General features: G+C 67.1%; 17 protein-coding genes. 10 read left to right on the forward strand and 7 right to left on the reverse strand.

What is annotated here, in order from left to right; all coding sequences use genetic code 11:
• Window positions 1–35 precede the first annotated feature (35 nt).
• From HD841_RS05630 to HD841_RS05640, 3 genes are all read left to right on the forward strand, one after another.
• Window positions 36–830 carry a MotA/TolQ/ExbB proton channel family protein gene (locus HD841_RS05630; protein ID WP_179507831.1) on the forward strand — a complete coding sequence of 265 codons (795 nt, stop codon included), beginning with the start codon at window positions 36–38 and terminating at the stop codon, window positions 828–830.
• A 95-nt stretch (window positions 831–925) separates the two neighbouring features.
• Window positions 926–1402 (forward strand): ExbD/TolR family protein, encoded by a 477-nt coding sequence (locus HD841_RS05635; protein WP_179507832.1) that lies wholly within the window; start codon window positions 926–928, stop codon window positions 1400–1402.
• Between the two features lie 30 nt (window positions 1403–1432).
• Window positions 1433–1861, forward strand: coding sequence for an ExbD/TolR family protein (locus tag HD841_RS05640; protein WP_038663270.1), 429 nt, complete (start codon window positions 1433–1435; stop codon window positions 1859–1861).
• A 343-nt stretch (window positions 1862–2204) separates the two neighbouring features.
• Here HD841_RS05640 and HD841_RS05645 read toward each other — a convergent pair whose 3' ends face one another.
• Window positions 2205–2522, reverse strand: coding sequence for an ArsR/SmtB family transcription factor (locus tag HD841_RS05645; RefSeq protein ID WP_179507833.1), 318 nt, complete (start codon window positions 2520–2522; stop codon window positions 2205–2207).
• 83 nt (window positions 2523–2605) lie between these two features.
• Between HD841_RS05645 and HD841_RS05650 the strand changes: the two genes are divergently transcribed.
• From HD841_RS05650 to HD841_RS05660, 3 genes are all read left to right on the forward strand, one after another.
• Entirely contained in the window at window positions 2606–3340 is a 735-nt protein-coding gene (locus tag HD841_RS05650; protein ID WP_179507834.1) for an SDR family NAD(P)-dependent oxidoreductase, read from the forward strand.
• Between the two features lie 228 nt (window positions 3341–3568).
• A complete protein-coding gene (locus HD841_RS05655; RefSeq protein WP_179507835.1) occupies window positions 3569–5428 on the forward strand; it encodes an ABC transporter ATP-binding protein in 1860 nt (619 codons plus the stop codon).
• A gap of 88 nt (window positions 5429–5516) precedes the next feature.
• Window positions 5517–5861, forward strand: a complete 345-nt coding sequence (locus tag HD841_RS05660; protein ID WP_179507836.1) for a tetratricopeptide repeat protein — start codon at window positions 5517–5519, stop codon at window positions 5859–5861.
• A 187-nt stretch (window positions 5862–6048) separates the two neighbouring features.
• Here HD841_RS05660 and dcd read toward each other — a convergent pair whose 3' ends face one another.
• Window positions 6049–6603 (reverse strand): dCTP deaminase, encoded by a 555-nt coding sequence (gene dcd, locus HD841_RS05665; RefSeq protein WP_179507837.1) that lies wholly within the window; start codon window positions 6601–6603, stop codon window positions 6049–6051.
• A gap of 88 nt (window positions 6604–6691) precedes the next feature.
• Between dcd and HD841_RS05670 the strand changes: the two genes are divergently transcribed.
• From HD841_RS05670 to HD841_RS05685, 4 genes are all read left to right on the forward strand, one after another.
• On the forward strand, window positions 6692–7153 hold the full coding sequence (locus HD841_RS05670; RefSeq protein ID WP_179507838.1) for an NUDIX domain-containing protein: 462 nt from the start codon (window positions 6692–6694) through the stop codon (window positions 7151–7153).
• Between the two features lie 58 nt (window positions 7154–7211).
• Window positions 7212–7511: a putative quinol monooxygenase gene (locus tag HD841_RS05675; protein ID WP_179507839.1), complete on the forward strand. Its 300-nt coding sequence runs from the start codon at window positions 7212–7214 to the stop codon at window positions 7509–7511.
• A 256-nt stretch (window positions 7512–7767) separates the two neighbouring features.
• The gene (locus HD841_RS05680) at window positions 7768–9417 is read left to right on the forward strand and encodes an NAD(P)/FAD-dependent oxidoreductase (protein WP_179507840.1); all 1650 of its coding nucleotides are present in this window, start codon (window positions 7768–7770) and stop codon (window positions 9415–9417) included.
• A 391-nt stretch (window positions 9418–9808) separates the two neighbouring features.
• Complete coding sequence (locus HD841_RS05685; RefSeq protein WP_179507841.1) at window positions 9809–10807, forward strand: ligase-associated DNA damage response exonuclease; 999 nt, start codon at window positions 9809–9811, stop codon at window positions 10805–10807.
• 205 nt (window positions 10808–11012) lie between these two features.
• On the opposite strand, the gene rpoN is transcribed toward HD841_RS05685, so the two are convergent.
• The 5 genes from rpoN to HD841_RS05710 form a co-directional block, all read right to left on the reverse strand.
• A complete protein-coding gene (gene rpoN, locus HD841_RS05690; protein ID WP_179507842.1) occupies window positions 11013–12497 on the reverse strand; it encodes an RNA polymerase factor sigma-54 in 1485 nt (494 codons plus the stop codon).
• A gap of 53 nt (window positions 12498–12550) precedes the next feature.
• Window positions 12551–13330 (reverse strand): LPS export ABC transporter ATP-binding protein, encoded by a 780-nt coding sequence (lptB, locus tag HD841_RS05695; protein ID WP_038661638.1) that lies wholly within the window; start codon window positions 13328–13330, stop codon window positions 12551–12553.
• A 228-nt stretch (window positions 13331–13558) separates the two neighbouring features.
• Window positions 13559–14092: an LptA/OstA family protein gene (locus HD841_RS05700; RefSeq protein ID WP_179507843.1), complete on the reverse strand. Its 534-nt coding sequence runs from the start codon at window positions 14090–14092 to the stop codon at window positions 13559–13561.
• 6 nt (window positions 14093–14098) lie between these two features.
• Window positions 14099–14731 (reverse strand): LPS export ABC transporter periplasmic protein LptC, encoded by a 633-nt coding sequence (gene lptC / locus HD841_RS05705; RefSeq protein ID WP_179507844.1) that lies wholly within the window; start codon window positions 14729–14731, stop codon window positions 14099–14101.
• 18 nt (window positions 14732–14749) lie between these two features.
• Window positions 14750–15370 (reverse strand): ribonuclease D, encoded by a 621-nt coding sequence (locus HD841_RS05710; RefSeq protein WP_179507845.1) that lies wholly within the window; start codon window positions 15368–15370, stop codon window positions 14750–14752.
• Window positions 15371–15625 lie beyond the last annotated feature (255 nt).

Raw genomic sequence — 15625 nt, forward strand, 5'->3', positions numbered from 1 at the left:
GAACTTCTACACCGTTTGATAAGGACGAATTTCCAATGCTCACCACCATTCTCGCGGCCGGCGGCACCGCGGCAGCCGAAAACCAGTTCGGCCTCCAGGCCGCTCTGAAGGAAGGCGGCCTGATCTCGCAGTCGGTGTTCACGATCCTCGTGATCATGTCGATCGTCTCGTTCTACATCCTCTTCTCGAAGCTGTTCGAGCAGCAGAAGATCATCAACCAGGCGAAGCGCGTTCGCCAGGGCTTCTGGACCTCGCCGAACCTGCGCGAAGGCGCTGCCAAGCTCGAGAAGAACTCGGCCTACAAGCAGCTCGTCGACGACGGCCTGCAGGCGCAGGACCAGCACGCCAAGCTGACCGATCCGGTCGAGGCGCACGACTGGCTGCACGGTTCGCTCGCCCGCTCGGAAGCGGCGATCAACTCGAAGCTGGGCGGCGGTCTCGCCTTCCTCGCGACGGTCGGCGCGACCGCACCGTTCATCGGTCTGTTCGGTACCGTGGTCGGCATCTACCGCGCGCTGATCAAGATCGGTGCGTCGGGCGATCCCTCGATCGACAAGGTCGCCGGCCCGGTCGGTGAGGCGCTCATCATGACCGCGCTCGGCCTCGTCGTCGCCGTTCCGGCCGTGCTTGCCTACAACTGGCTGCAGCGTCGCAACAAGTCGATCGCGGAAGACCTGTCGGCCTTCTCGAACGACGTGCTGGGCTTCCTCGCCTCGAACGGCGCGGTCCGTCCGACGATCGCCGGTGCGCCTGCGTCGAAGGCTCCGGTGAAGCCGGCTGCGGCGACCACGACTGCCGGCCAGGCCGGTGGCGTGCAGACCCGCCCGTAACACGATAAGGCTGCGGGGCCGCCGAGGCGGCGGTCCCGCGACCGGCCGGCGACGATCGGTCGCCGGCAAGATTGCATGGATAGGATAGCTCGCACATGGCGATGAGCGTTGGCGGAGGAGGTTCCTCCGAGAAACCATTGTCGGACATCAACACCACGCCCCTCGTGGACGTGATGCTGGTGCTTCTGATCATCTTCCTGATCGCCGTTCCGGTGGCGATCCAGACGGTCAAGGGCATCGTCCTGCCCAAGGTCCGTTTCGATCCGACGACGACCAAGCCCGAGAACGTCCTGCTGTCGGTGACGACCAAGCCGGACGGCAGCTGCCTGGTCTATTGGGGCACGTCGCCGATCACCAGCAAGGACCTGCTGACCCGCGCGGTCGACAAGCTCAAGCTGGAGATCGATCGTCAGGGTGGCGCAGGCAACCCGGATCTCGAACTGCCGGAAGTGCATATCCGCGGTGACGTGAACACCCCCTACAAGTGCATCGGCGGCACGGTCTACACGATGCAGCAGGCCGGCTTTGCCAAGGTCGGCTTCATCTCGCAGCCGCCGCCCGCGGGTGGCTAATCCGCCCCGCCCGACCCAGGAGTATCTGACATGGCAATGAGTGGTGGCTCGGAAGATGGCGAGCCGATGATGGAAATGAACACGACGCCGTTGATCGACGTCATGCTCGTGCTCCTCATCATGTTCATCATCACGCTTCCCATCCCGACGCACGCGGTCAAGGTCGATCTGCCGGTCAATGACCCGCGGAACGTCAAGCCGCCGGTGGATCCGCAGAAGAACAAGATCATCATCGATGCCGCCGGCACGGTGTCGTGGAACGGCGTTCCCGTCGACGAGGTGACGCTGCGCACCTATCTCGACGCCGCCGCGGCGATCAACCCGGAGCCGGAGCTGCACTTCCAGCCCGATCCGGCGGCGAAGTACGACAAGGTCGATCAGACCTTGGCGGTGATCAAGCGGTCCGCGGTGACCAAGCTCGGCTTCATCGGCAACGAGCAGTATCGCAACGACTTCTGATCGCGATCGGATGACGGACAGAGGGGCGGTTCCGCAAGGAGCCGCCCTTTTTGCGTGTTGGAGCAGGACGATACGGGCCGGGCTCGCGCCACTCGCGAACGGTCGGCTCATCGCGGCGACCACAATCGGCCGGAACGGAATTGGGAAGCACCGCGATGACCGCATCGCGAGTCTGACGGATCGGGCGGTCACGGGGGGTATCGGCCGGGGGAATGAGGTTGCCGCCACCCTGATCCGCCGGGCTTATGACGAGGCCCGACATGGAGACTTCTCCTCCAGCCCGATGCGGCTCCGGTCCGCACAGGCCCGCCATTCTCGCATGACCGCCGCGATGCGCGGTGGGTCAATCAGGCGCGAACGCCAGTATCCGCTCGAGCAATCCCGGAAATCGCGCCTCGACATCGTCCCAGCGCAACGTGTTGATGTTCTCGACGCCGCGCTTCGTCGTGCAGATCAGGCCACTTTCGCGCAGCACGCGGAAATGGCCGCTCAGCGTCGATTTCGGCACCTGCTGGAACGGCGCGGTTGCCGCGGTGCAATTGAGGCCGGTCTGCGCCGCGCGCAACGCCTTGACGATCCGTAGCCGGGTCGGATCGGCCAGCGCGGACAGGATGTGGTGCAATGCCATTGCATCGGCAGGGGGATGGACGAACCCGATCATCATCGCCCCATAGCAGACGCTCGCTTCCAAGCCCATTGTTCGATATAACCGAAATACCGAATCATCGAACAAGGAGGATCATCATGGTACAGAATGCCTTGGTCACTGGTGGAACCGCTGGCATCGGCCTTGCTACGGCGAAGGCGCTACGCGGTGCTGGCGGACGGGTCTATGTCACGGGACGATCGCGTGAACGGCTCGATGCCGCGATCGCTGGACACGAGCTGATCGGGCTGGCTGCCGATATGGCGAAGCCGGAGGATATCCGGGCCGTCGCCGATCGCCTCGCTGCGGATGACGTGAAGCTCGACATATTGGTCGCCAACGCCGGCACCGCCGAAATCACCAAATTCGGATCGGTCAGCGAGGCGGATTTCGACCGGACGTTCGACCTCAACGTTCGCGGCGTTTTCTGCACGGTGCAGACGCTGTTGCCCTACCTCGCCGAGGGCGCGTCGGTGGTCCTGATCGGTTCGATCTGCTCGATCAAGGGCATGGCCGATCTCAGCGTCTACAATGCGTCGAAGGCGGCGCTGCATGCCTTTACCCGCTCCTGGGCGAACGACCTGCGGGGACGCCGGATCCGCGTCAACACGGTGAGTCCGGGGCCGATCCGCACGCCGCTGGCGTACCGACTGCAGGGTGATGCGGATGGCGCGATCACGGCGTTCGAGGATTGGGCGGCGCAGGCATCGCCCGCGGGGCGGATCGGCGAGCCCGAGGACGTCGCTGCGGTCGTGCGCTTCCTGGCGAGCGCGGAGTCCCGGCACATCAACGGCGTCGAACTGTTCGTGGATGGCGGGCTGGCGCAAATCTGACGGCGGCTCAGGGCTCCGTATGACGTAAGCCGGTTTGCCCACGACAGGTACGGACCGGGTCGTATCCCGGTCCGTCGATCGCGCCACACCGCACAGGTGGTCCCACGTGCCGGCCGGGTGCGCTGATCGCTGGGAAACTATCCGGTCTTTCCATCCCCTTGCCTCAACCGGATTGCCAATGTCGTTGCTGCGGCGCAACATTGGCGTACCTCCGGGAGAATATCTGCCGTGCTCCATCTCCGCAGCCCGTTCCGGTTCCTGCTGCACTATATCCGTATCCGCCCGTGGACCTTCCTCCTGCTCGGCCTGCTCGTCGCCGGGTCGTCGGTCAGCTCGATCGGCGTGCAATATGCGCTGAAGCTGCTCATCGACGCGATGACCGGCTCCGACCGCGTCCGTGCCGCGGTCTATACCTTCCTCGGCGTCTTCCTGGCGCTGGTGGTGCTGGAAAGCGCGATGCAGCGTGCCGCGGCGCTCACCCTCGGCCATGCCACCGTCGTCTCGGGTGTCGATATCCGGCTCGACATGGTCGATTACCTCACCGGCCATCAGATGCCCTTCTTCCAGAACCAGCGCGCCGGCTCGCTCGGCCATCGCGTGTCGGGACTGGCGGGGATTTTCGGCGCGATCGTCCACCGGCTGTTGCAGGAGGTGACGCCGCCGCTGATCGCCTTCGTCGGCGCGATGATCATCTTCGTCAGCATCGATCCCGGCATGGCGCTGGTGCTCGGCGTGATCTTCGTCATCGTCACCGTCGTGCTGGTGGTGCTCGGCTTGCAGGGCCATGTCCACCACAAGGCGTTCGCCGAGCGCGCGGGCACCGTCGGTGGCGAATTGGTCGACCTGATCGGCAATATCTGGGTGGTGAAGGCCTTCGCCGCGCACCAGCGCGAATTGTCGCGGCTGCAAGGCTTTCTTGACGACGAGGCGAGCGCGCAGCGGCGCGGCTGGTTCTTCGTCGAGCGGATGCGCGGCCTGCACGATCTCGCGCTGGCTGTACTGGTCGGCGGCACGCTGATCTGGGCGATCGGACGCTGGTCGGCGCATGCGATCTCGACCGGCGACGTCGTCGTGATCAGCACGATGACCTTCCGCATTCTGCACGGCTCGCGCGATCTCGCGATGGCGCTGATCGATACCAGCCAGCAGTTCAGCTATCTGCGCGAGACGCTCGACATCATCGGCGTGCCACAGACGCTGAGCGATTCGCCGCGCGCCACCAAGCTGCGGGTCGGCGAGGGCCGGGTGGAATTGTCGCACGTCACCTTCGGCTATGATCCGTCGCATCCGGTGCTGCACGATCTGTCGCTGGTGATCCCGGCGGGGCAAAAGGTCGGCATCGTCGGCCCTTCGGGCGCGGGCAAATCGTCGCTGCTCCAGCTCATCCAGCGCTTCCACGATCCGCAGGGCGGCCATGTCGCGATCGACGGCCAGGATATCCGCGAGGTGACGCAGGAGAGCCTGCGCGACGCGCTCGCGGTGGTGCCGCAGGAGGTGATGCTGTTCCACCGCTCGGTGATGGAGAATATCCGCTTCGCCAAGCCCGACGCCTCGGACGAGGAGGTCTATCGCGCCGCGCAGACCGCGGGCTGCGACGATTTCATCCGCCGCCTGCCGCACGGCTATGACAGCATCGTCGGCGAGCGCGGCACCAATCTCTCGGGCGGCCAGCGCCAGCGGATCGGCATCGCCCGCGCCTTCCTCAAGAATGCGCGCGTCGTGCTGCTCGATGAGGCGACCTCGGCGCTCGATTCCGAGTCGGAGCTCGAGGTCCAGAACGGGCTGGAGGCCCTGATCGAGAACCGGACGGTGATCGCGGTGGCGCACCGGCTGTCGACGATCGCCGGCTTCGACCGGGTCGTCGTGCTCGTCGACGGCCGCATCGTCGAGGACGGTCCGCCGCAGCAGCTGCTACGCCAGAAGGGCGGCGCGTTCCGTCAATTGTGGGTGATGCAGGTCGAGGGGCTCGACCGCAGCACGGGCATCTCCGCGGCGGGCGAACGGCTGCGGCACATCTCCTACAAGAGCCGCGAACACCTCCAGCGGATGGTCCGCAACGCGTGGCAGGGGGTGAAGGACCGGAACTGACCCGACGCTTGCATCATTGTCTCTGAAGTGACACAACAGTGTCACAAAAATGAAACCTGCCGATCAGGCGGGAGAAGGAGACGATGCAATGCGTATGATTGTCGCGACGATGCTGGCGGGTGCGTGCCTGACGACGCCAGCACTGGCCACGGACCGGACGGGCTATCAGGCGATCGCTGCGGGCGATTTCACCGCGGCGGCGAAGCGACTCGAAGCGGAGCGGCGGATCTTTCCGGATCGCCCCGAACTGATGCTGAACCTGGCCGTCGCTTATGCGCGGATCGGCCGCGCTGCCGAGGCGCGCACGCTCTATGATGATGTGCTCCAGCGCCCGGCGGTGGCGATGGACATGCCCGACGGCGCGGTGGTGTCGTCGCACGATGTCGCGACGCGCGGGCTGACGCGGCTGCAGACGCGGATCGCGATCCGCTGACCGCGCGCGGCGCGTTCCGTCAGGGGCGCGCCGATCGTTCCAAACGCTGGGTCACCCCGCACGGGTTGCGGGGTCCACCGGGCCACAAGGGCGCGGGCGGGGGTACGTCATTCTCCCCGCAGCAGAATGGACTCCGGAACACGTCCGGGGGTGACGGCGTCGGTGGCGGCGGTCGTCACGCCCCCCCTCAAAGCCGCGGCAGGGTGACGCCGCGCTGCCCCATATATTTGCCGGCACGGTCGGCGTAGCTCACCTCGCAGGGCTCGTTGCCGCGCAGGAACAGGAACTGGCAGGCGCCCTCGTTGGCGTAGATCTTCGCCGGGAGCGGCGTGGTGTTCGAGAATTCCAGCGTGACATGCCCCTCCCAGCCGGGTTCGAGCGGCGTCACGTTGACGATGATCCCGCAGCGCGCATAGGTCGACTTGCCGAGGCAGATGACCAGCACGTCGCGCGGCACCCGGAAATATTCGACCGTGCGGGCGAGCGCGAAGCTGTTCGGCGGGATGATGCAGACATCGGTCTTGCGATCGACGAAGCTGTTCGACGCGAAATCCTTGGGATCGACCAGGGCATTGTCGACATTGGTGAAGATCTTGAATTCGTCGGCGACGCGCGCGTCATAGCCGTAGGAGGACAGGCCGTAGCTGATGCAGCCCTCGCGCCGCTGGCTCTCGACGAACGGTTCGATCATCTGCTGGTTCAGCGCGGCTTCGCGAATCCAGCGGTCGGACAGGACGGACATGCATGGCTCCCCTTTGCCGCGCCTCTTCGCCGGTTCGGGCCGGGGTGGCAAGCTGGTCAGCGCGACCGCGGCGGCTTAGGGCGAAGCGATGCGCCCGCTGATCGATCTTGCCTATCACCTGCGCCGCCGGGCGATGGCGCTGGTCGGCTGGCGGACGCGGGGCGTGAAGGTCATGGCGTTCGATCCCGAAGGGCGGCTGTTGCTGGTGCGGCATCGGTACGGGCGTTCCGATCTGTGGATGCTGCCGGGCGGCGGGATCGGCCGGCGCGAGCCGCCCGCCGCCGCCGCGATCCGCGAACTGGCGGAGGAGACCGGCTGTGCGCTCGCCGACGTGACCGACATCGGGTGTTACGCCGCGCGCACCGAGGGGCGGCGCGATACCGTCTTCCTGTTCCGCGGCACGACCGGCGATACGCCGGTGGCGGATGCGGTGGAACTGGCCGAGGCACGGTTCTTCGCGCTCGATGACCTGCCCGACACGGCGTCGCCGGCGACGCTGCGGCGGATCGCGGAATATCGTGGCGCTGCGGCACCGGATGGCCGCTGGTAGGCTTGTCGCGGCGGGGGATCGCCCCCACGGTAAAGGCTTGCAGCACAGGATAATCGATATGGCAGTCAAGGTGATCGCATTCGTCACGGTCAAGCCGGGGCAGGACGAGGCGTTCGTCGCCGCGGCGAGGGTGTGCGTCGCCGCCTCGCGCGCCGAACCGGGGACGCTGCACTATGAGCTGTGGCGCGAGACCGAGGGCGCGCGGCGGTTCGTGTTCAACGAGCTCTATGCCGACCAGGCGGCGGTGGACGCCCATATGCAGTCCGACCATTTCAAGGCGTTCGGCCTCGCCGCGCGCGATCTCGCCGCGGCGCGGCCGGAAATCATCGTCACCGAGGCGGTGGACGTGGCGGGGTAGGGCGATCCAGTCACCCCACGCCCGCCGTCCCCCCGGACGTGGTCCGGGGTCCATTCCGCGGCGAGGAGACGGGCGGGAGTGGCGAACGCACCCTTGCGACCCGGTGGACCCCGGAACGAGTCCGGGGTGGCGGTTCGCATAATGAAGCCGGGCGAGCCTCATCATGGCGGCCGTATGTCAGTGCCTTGCCAGTGCAAGGCGAACACCCGCCCCCGACCGCGCTGGCCGCATCCGCCGAAATCCGCTATCACGCGCCATGCTCCGCATCACCGAATTGAAGCTGCCCCTCAACCATCCCGAGGAGGCGCTGGCTGCCGCGATCCGCAACCGGCTGCGCATCACGCCGCGCGATCTCGTCCGCTATACCGTGGCGCGGCGCGCGCATGACGCGCGCGACAAGATGGACATCCATTTCGTCTATTCGATCGACGTCACCGTCAAGAACGAGGCGCCGCTGCTCGCCCGGTTCAAGCGCGACCGCCACGTCAATCCGACGCCGGACACCGGCTATCGGTTCGTCGCCAAGGCGCCCGCCGGCTATGCCGGGCCGCGGCCGATCGTGGTCGGGGCGGGGCCGTGCGGCCTATTCGCCGGGCTGATCCTCGCGCAGATGGGTTTCCGGCCGATCATCCTCGATCGCGGCAAGGTGGTGCGCGAGCGGACCAAGGACACCTGGGGCCTGTGGCGGCGCAGCGAGCTCAACCCCGAATCGAACGTCCAGTTCGGCGAGGGCGGTGCCGGCACCTTCTCCGATGGCAAATTATGGAGCCAGATCAAGGATCCGCGCCATCTCGGCCGCAAGGTGCTGACGGAGTTCGTCAAGGCCGGCGCGCCGCCCGAGATCCTCACCGAGGCGCATCCGCATATCGGCACCTTCCGCCTCGTCACCATGGTCGAGAGCATGCGCGCCACCGTCGAGGCGCTGGGCGGCGAATATCGCTTCCAGCATCGCGTCGACGATCTCGAGATCGACACCGATGCCGCGGGCAACCGCCGCGTCACCGGACTGCGCTTGCAGACCGGCGAGCGGCTGGCGGCCGAAGGGCCGGTGGTGCTCGCGCTCGGCCATAGCGCGCGCGACACCTTCCATATGCTGCACCAACGCGGCGTGTTCCTGGAGGCCAAGCCGTTCTCGATCGGCGTGCGCATCGAGCATCCGCAAAGCTGGATCGACGAGGCGCGGTTCGGGCCGTGCGCGGGCCATCCCGATCTCGGCGCGGCGGCGTACAGCCTGTCGCACCACTGCAAGAACGGGCGGACGGTCTACAGCTTCTGCATGTGTCCAGGCGGCACGGTGGTCGCCGCGACCTCCGAACCGGGGCGCGTCGCAACCAACGGCATGAGCCAATATTCGCGCAACGAGCGCAACGCCAATTCGGGGATCGTCGTCGGCATCGATCCGGCGCGCGACTATCCCGGCGATCCGCTCGCCGGCATCGCATTGCAGCGGCATTGGGAGACGCGCGCGTTCGAGGTCGGCGGCGGGGCGTACATGGCGCCGGCGCAGCGGCTCGGCGATTTCCTCGCCGGGCGGCCGTCGACGAAATTGGGCAGCGTCATCCCGTCGTACCGGCCGGGCGTGCACCTCACCGATCTCGCCGCCTGCCTGCCCGATTTCGCGGTGACCGCGATGCGCGAGGCGCTGGTCGCGTTCGGCCAGCAGATCCCGGGCTACGACCATCCCGATGCGGTGATGACCGGGGTCGAGACGCGCACCTCGTCGCCGGTACGGATCACGCGCGGCGACGATTTCCAGAGCGTCAACACCGCCGGCCTGTATCCGGCGGGCGAGGGGGCGGGCTATGCCGGCGGCATTCTGTCGGCGGCGGTCGACGGCATCAAGATCGCCGAGGCGGTGGCGCGCGATCTGATGGGAATGCGCCCAGCACTGGCCGACGCGGCCTAGGTTCGCGCGAAGACGCGAAGACGCGAAGACGCGAGGACGAGCGCGCAGAGGCGCGAGAGGTGCGGAGGAGGCAGGTCCGCCGCTTGCCCCACCTTACCCGTCACCCCGGACTTGTTCCGGGGTCCACCTCGCGGCGAGGAGAGAGGCTGGAAGGAATTCGCACGCCCGCGGCCCAGTGGACCCCGGAACGAGTCCGGGGTGACAGGGTGGATGCGGAACACGGGGGTGCGCACGGCACCGCCCCCCTGCGGTCCGCCGGGCTCGAGATGCGATCGCACGCCTTGCGGCCCCCCGCAACGATCCCGCATGGCGGGCTGCGTCAGCCGTTCACGATTGCCCAACCGATCCAAACGGCACGGCACCGACCCGCCCCCTGGCGCGTACTGTCGGCATGGCACGATTGGGCGACTGGCTGGAACCGCATCCGCACGGCATCTATGTGGAGCCGGCGGACGCCTGGATCGACCCTTCCGAACCCGAGCCCAGGGCGCTGGTGACGCATGGCCATGCCGACCATGCGCGCGGCGGCCACGGCGCGGTATGGGCGACGCCCGAGACGCTGGCGATCATGGACGCGCGCTACGGCGAACAGGCGGGCCATCCGGTCGCGTATGGCGAGAGCATCCGCATGGGCGAGGTCGACATCGGCTTCGTGCCCGCCGGCCACGTCCTCGGCTCGGCGCAGATCGTGCTCGACTATCGCGGTGAGCGGGTCGTCGTGTCGGGCGACTACAAGCGCCGGCCCGATCCGACCTGCACGCCCTTCCAGCCGGTGCCCTGCGACGTCTTCGTCACCGAGGCGACTTTTGCGCTGCCGGTGTTCCGTCATCCCGACACCGGCGACGAGATCGACAAGTTGATCGCGCGGCTGCACGCCAATCCCGACCGCTGCGTGCTGGTCGGCGCCTATGCGCTCGGCAAGACGCAGCGGGTGATCGCCGAACTGCGCGCGCGGGGCCATGAGGCACCGATCTACATCCACGGCGCGTTGCAGCGGCTGTGCGACCTGTATCAGGAGCATGGCGTGCGGCTCGGCGCCTTGCTGCCGGTCGCCGACGCGAAGAAGGCCGATATGGCGGGCCATGTCGTGATGTGCCCGCCCGGCGCGCTCAACGACCGCTGGTCGCGGCGGCTGCCCGACCCGATCACCGCGATGGCGAGCGGCTGGATGCGCGTGCGCCAGCGCGCCCGGCAGAAGAACGTCGAACTGCCGCTGATCCTCTCCGATCATGCCGATTGGGACGAACTAACCGACACTTTATCCGAAATCGCCCCGAAGGAGGTGTGGGTGACGCACGGCCGCGAGGAAGCGTTGGTCCATTGGTGCATGACCCGCCAGATCAAGGCCCGCGCGCTGGCGTTGGTCGGGTTCGAGGATGAGGACGATTGAGGGCCATGCGTCATGTCGGAGGTGATCCGGGTTTCGCATGACAACGGTCTGACCTTGTCGACGCTCTGGCTTGTCTAGGGAGAGAACGGCGAGACCATCGTAGACTGTATTGCGGATGAGGCGCGGCTGAAACGCTGGCGTCTGCGACGGGCAATCATGTGGCGACGCGCGTCTCCGGCTCAGAGACCGCGGTCGGGAAGGGACGTCACCCCGCCCCCTCCAGCGTCCGCGCGCGGCGGCGTTGTACGCTGCTGCCGATGCCCATCGCCTCGCGATATTTCGCCACGGTACGGCGGGCGATGTCGAAGCCCTTGGCCTGCAACGATTCCACCAGCGTGTCGTCGGACAGGATCTTGGCGCCTTCGCTGGCGATCAGGCCGCGGATCGCGCTCTTCACCGCTTCCGCCGACACCGCGTCGCCGCCGTCGGCGGCCTGGATCGCCGAGGTGAAGAAGTATTTCAGCTCGAACACGCCGCGCGCGCAGCTGAGATATTTGTTGCTGGTGACGCGGCTGACCGTCGATTCATGCATCTCGATCGCCTCGGCGACCTTGGCGAGCGTCATCGGTCTGAGGTGGGCGACGCCTTTGAGGAAGAACGCCTCCTGTTGCTTGACGATCTCGGCGGCGACCTTGATGATCGTGCGCTGGCGCTGGTCGAGCGCCTTGATCAGCCAGTTGGCGCTGGCGAGCGCGTCAGACAGCCACGCCTTGGCCGCCTTGTCCTGCGGGCCATGGCTGAGTTCGTGGTAATAGCGGCGGTTGACGAGCACGCGCGGCAGCGTCGCACTGTTGAGCTCGATGCCCCAGCCCGACTTGGTCCGGACGACGAACAGGTCGGGCGTCACCGCCAGCGCGGGTTCACCGCCATAGCGGCAGCCGGGCTTGGGATCGTAGCCGCGCAATTCGCGGATCATGTCCGCCATGTCCTCGTCGTCGACGCCGCACATCCGCTTGAGCCGGACCAGGTCGCCACGCGCGAGCAGGTCGAGATTGTCGATCAGCCGCGCCATGCACGGGTCGTAGCGGTCGGCTTCGCGCGCCTGGAGCGCGATACATTCGGCAAGGTCGCGGGCGCCGACGCCGGTCGGCTCGAGCGTCTGGATCTGATGCAGCACGTGCTCGACGCGCGCGAGCGAGGTGCCGAGCCGGCTGGCGATATCGAGCAGCGGGACGGTGAGATAGCCGGCCTCGTCGATCTGATCGATGAGATGCTGTGCGATGAACCAGTCGGCGCCGTCGATCACCGCGCCGGCCTGCGCAAGGAGATGGTCGGCGAGCGTATGGTCGCGTTGCGCCAGCGAATCGAAGTCGAGCCCGTCCTCACCACCCGCGGCCCCGCCGCTGCCGCCGCCGGTCATCGACAGTGCGCCGTCGAAGCCGCCGCCACCATCGGCGACGCTGTCCTGCTGATGGCTTTCGGTGGCATAATCGAGATCGAGCGGGTCGGCGGCTGCGGCGCCGCTGACCAGTTCGTCGGTGCCGGCGGGCTCCTCGCGCTCGGGGCGTTCGGGGCGGACGACTTCGTCGGTCTGTGCCGCTTCGAGCAGCGGGTTCTTCTCGACCTCCTCGGCGATGAAGCCTTCGATCTCAAGGTTGGACAGCGCGAGCAGCTTGATCGCCTGCTGCAATTGCGGCGTCATCACCAGCGACTGCGACTGACGCAGGTCGAGGCGCGGTGCGAGGCTCACGACGCCGTTCCGTCCCGCGCCGGGGAGGATCGAGGCATGACCCCCGCCATGGCCTAGAGCGAGAAGCCCTCGCCGAGGTACAGGCGGCGGACGTTGGCGTCGGCGACCAGTTCCTCGGGACTGCCGGCGAACAGCACGCGGCCATCGTAGATGATATAGGCGCGATCGACGATATCGAGCGTCTCGCGGACGTTATGGTCGGTGATCAGCACGCCGATGTCGCGGCGCTTGAGGTCCTTCACCAGATCGCGGATGTCGGCGATCGAGATCGGGTCGATGCCGGCGAACGGTTCGTCGAGCAGCATGATCGACGGGTCGGCGGCGAGCGCGCGGGCGATCTCGGCGCGGCGACGCTCACCGCCCGACAGCGCCATGGCGGGGCTGGCGCGCAGCCGGGTGAGACCGAATTCGTCGAGCAGTTTGTCGAGCTTGGCGGGACGCGCGGCGGGATCGGGCTCGGACAGTTCGAGCACCGCACCGATGTTCTTCTCGATCGACAGGCCGCGGAAGATGCTCGTTTCCTGTGGCAGATAGCCAAGGCCGAGGATCGCGCGCCGATACATCGGCAGCTTGGTGATGTCCTCGCCGTCGAGCATGATCCGGCCCGAATCGGGCTTCACCAGGCCCATCACCGAATAGAAGCAGGTCGTCTTGCCCGCGCCGTTCGGGCCGAGCAGGCCGACCACCTCGCCGCGATCGACCGAGACCGAGACGTCGGTAAGCACGACGCGCTTGTCGTAGGATTTGGCGATCGAGATCGCCTGCAACCCACGGTTGGCGGGCGGCTCGTGGATCGGCTCGGCGGTCTGGAGGTCGGAAACGGCGGCGTCCATGGACTCGATGCCTCGCATCAAAGGGTTACCGAAGCCTTGGCAGGCTTCGTGCATGCCGTCGTGTCATGGCGCGCGCCGACGCGCGAGGGAAGACCCTTTAGGAGCGAAGGGCGCTGACGGGAGGGGGTTCCAAGACGGCAGGACAGGCCCCGCCGTCCTGTCGCCGGCGAAAGCGGGGCTGGGACCAGCTCGCACGCAAGCCGCCCGTTCCCGCCTGTACCGGACGCGTCAGTTCCGCTTGGGCACCGAGAAGGTGCCGGTCACCCGGCCGCTCGGCGCGGTGGACGTGGTGCTGCCGGGGGCGGCGCCGCTCGATCCGCGTACCGAATTGCCGTCGACGACGGCGCGGCCGGTATCCAGGTTGATCGTCAGTCGGCCGCCATTGACCGTGTTGCCGCCCTGCGTCAGCGTCACCGCGCCGAGCATGGTGATCACGCGCCGGTTGAGGTCGTAGATCGCATATTGGCTCTTCGCGGTCTGATCCGGGCGACGGACCGTGACGCCGCCGCTCGCGTCGATCCGCGACACCTGCGGGCTGCCACCGACGACCTGACCGGTATAGCTGACCGTCATCCGCGCCGCGTTGAGCGTCATCTCGGCCTGGCGCACCGAGACGTTGCCCGACAGCACGCCGCGATTCGCCTTGTCCTGCAACTCGATATGGTCGGCCCCGAAGTCGATCGGGGCATTCGAGTTGTGCGCCGTCTGCGCCGCCAGCGGGGCGGCGACGAACAGGGCGACGGCGAGAAGGGGGGTGCGCATGGCGGGCTATTTCGCCCGTCGCGGCGCGATCCGCAAGCGGGCATTGCCGCTTAACCGCACCGTGCGCTGCTCCAGATCGGCGGTGAGCGCATTGGCGCTGAAATTCCCCTGCGGCAGCGTGCCGGTCACCTTGCCGCCGCTGCGCATCGTCTTGGTTTTCAAGTCGATCGTCGCGTTGCTGGTGTCGAGTCGATATCCGTTGGCGGCGCGGAAGGCGATCGGGCCATCGACCTTCATCTGCTCGGTCTGAAGGTCGTAGCGACCCTTGTCGGCCCGCAGCGTCGCCGGCCCGTCCTCAAGCTCCAGATCGGCGGCCATGCCCTTGATCTGGACGATCGGCACGCTGCTGCTCTGCTGCACCGCGGTGCCGGCGTTGAGCGCGAACGCCTGGCCCTTGTCGTCCTGGCCGCGATAGGTGGCGGCCTGCAGCTTCAGCCGCTCCTTGGCGACCTCCACCTTGTTCTTGTCGAGGACGAACGAAACCTCGTTGGCGGCGGTCAGCGGCGCCAGCACCAGAAAGGCGGCGAGCACGCCGATGCCGATCGGCAAGCCGGTGTTGAGCAAGGTGACGATCCGGTCCTGCCGGCCGCCGGGTGCGGCCCAGCGCTGCCGCGCCGAGCGCGCCGGGCGTGCGGTCATGGCGCTCACCGGTCGGCCTCAGGCATGGGCGAAGATGTCGATCTCGGGCCAGCCGGCAAGATCCAGCGCGGCGCGCGTCGGCAGGAAATCGAAACAGGCCTGCGCCATCTCCATCCGGCCTTCACGGACCAGCCGCCGGTTGAGCTCGGCCTGCAAGCGGTGGAGGAAGCGGACGTCGCTCGCCGCATAGTCCTTCTGCGCTTCGGACAGTTCGGGCGCGCCCCAATCGGAGGATTGCTGCTGCTTGCTCAGTTCCTGGCCGAGCAGTTCACGCACCAGTTCCTTCAGGCCGTGACGGTCGGTATAGGTGCGGATCAGGCGTGAGGCGATCTTGGTGTCGTAGGCGGGTGCCGCGACGATGCCGAGATAATGCTGAAGCGCGGCGATATCGAAGCGCCCGTAATGATAGAGCTTCACCCGCGCGGGGTCGCTGAGCACCGCCTTGAGGTTGGGCGCAGCATAGTCGCTGGTCGGACCAAAACGGACAAGATGTTCGTCGGGTCCGCCGTCGGACAATTGTACGACGCACAGCCGGTCGCGGGGCGTGATGAGGCCCATCGTCTCGGTATCGACGGCGATCGAGGCGCCGGGAGCGAAGACGTCGGCGGGGAGGTCTTCCTCGTGGAAGTGAACGGTCATGCCGGTGCCCTACGCTGCAACGCCGCCGTGCTCAACGATTAAGCGTCATTGCCTTAAATCCTGCGCAACTTCTTTGCAATGCCACGCGAGCGGCCGCTAACGACCGATATTCCGCATGGAATGGCGGACGATTGCGACGAATTCATTCGCGGGCACTTGTTTTCTGCGCTATGACGAGTCCCAAGGCGCAATAGGTTTCGCGCCCGGGGGCTCGCGTTCGTCGTCCGGCGCACGGGTTCTTGTTACGGATTGGAT

Source organism: Sphingomonas melonis (assembly GCF_013409985.1).
GTDB lineage: Bacteria > Pseudomonadota > Alphaproteobacteria > Sphingomonadales > Sphingomonadaceae > Sphingomonas > Sphingomonas melonis_A.

Coding starts and splice junctions, on each gene's coding strand:
- HD841_RS05630 (WP_179507831.1), top strand. CDS start 36: ATGCTCACCACCATTCTCGCGGCCGGCGGCACCGCGGCAGCCGAAAAC.
- HD841_RS05635 (WP_179507832.1), top strand. CDS start 926: ATGGCGATGAGCGTTGGCGGAGGAGGTTCCTCCGAGAAACCATTGTCG.
- HD841_RS05640 (WP_038663270.1), top strand. CDS start 1,433: ATGGCAATGAGTGGTGGCTCGGAAGATGGCGAGCCGATGATGGAAATG.
- HD841_RS05645 (WP_179507833.1), bottom strand. CDS start 2,522: ATGATCGGGTTCGTCCATCCCCCTGCCGATGCAATGGCATTGCACCAC.
- HD841_RS05650 (WP_179507834.1), top strand. CDS start 2,606: ATGGTACAGAATGCCTTGGTCACTGGTGGAACCGCTGGCATCGGCCTT.
- HD841_RS05660 (WP_179507836.1), top strand. CDS start 5,517: ATGCGTATGATTGTCGCGACGATGCTGGCGGGTGCGTGCCTGACGACG.
- dcd (WP_179507837.1), bottom strand. CDS start 6,603: ATGTCCGTCCTGTCCGACCGCTGGATTCGCGAAGCCGCGCTGAACCAG.
- HD841_RS05670 (WP_179507838.1), top strand. CDS start 6,692: ATGCGCCCGCTGATCGATCTTGCCTATCACCTGCGCCGCCGGGCGATG.
- HD841_RS05675 (WP_179507839.1), top strand. CDS start 7,212: ATGGCAGTCAAGGTGATCGCATTCGTCACGGTCAAGCCGGGGCAGGAC.
- HD841_RS05680 (WP_179507840.1), top strand. CDS start 7,768: ATGCTCCGCATCACCGAATTGAAGCTGCCCCTCAACCATCCCGAGGAG.
- HD841_RS05685 (WP_179507841.1), top strand. CDS start 9,809: ATGGCACGATTGGGCGACTGGCTGGAACCGCATCCGCACGGCATCTAT.
- lptB (WP_038661638.1), bottom strand. CDS start 13,330: ATGGACGCCGCCGTTTCCGACCTCCAGACCGCCGAGCCGATCCACGAG.
- HD841_RS05700 (WP_179507843.1), bottom strand. CDS start 14,092: ATGCGCACCCCCCTTCTCGCCGTCGCCCTGTTCGTCGCCGCCCCGCTG.
- lptC (WP_179507844.1), bottom strand. CDS start 14,731: ATGACCGCACGCCCGGCGCGCTCGGCGCGGCAGCGCTGGGCCGCACCC.
- HD841_RS05710 (WP_179507845.1), bottom strand. CDS start 15,370: ATGACCGTTCACTTCCACGAGGAAGACCTCCCCGCCGACGTCTTCGCT.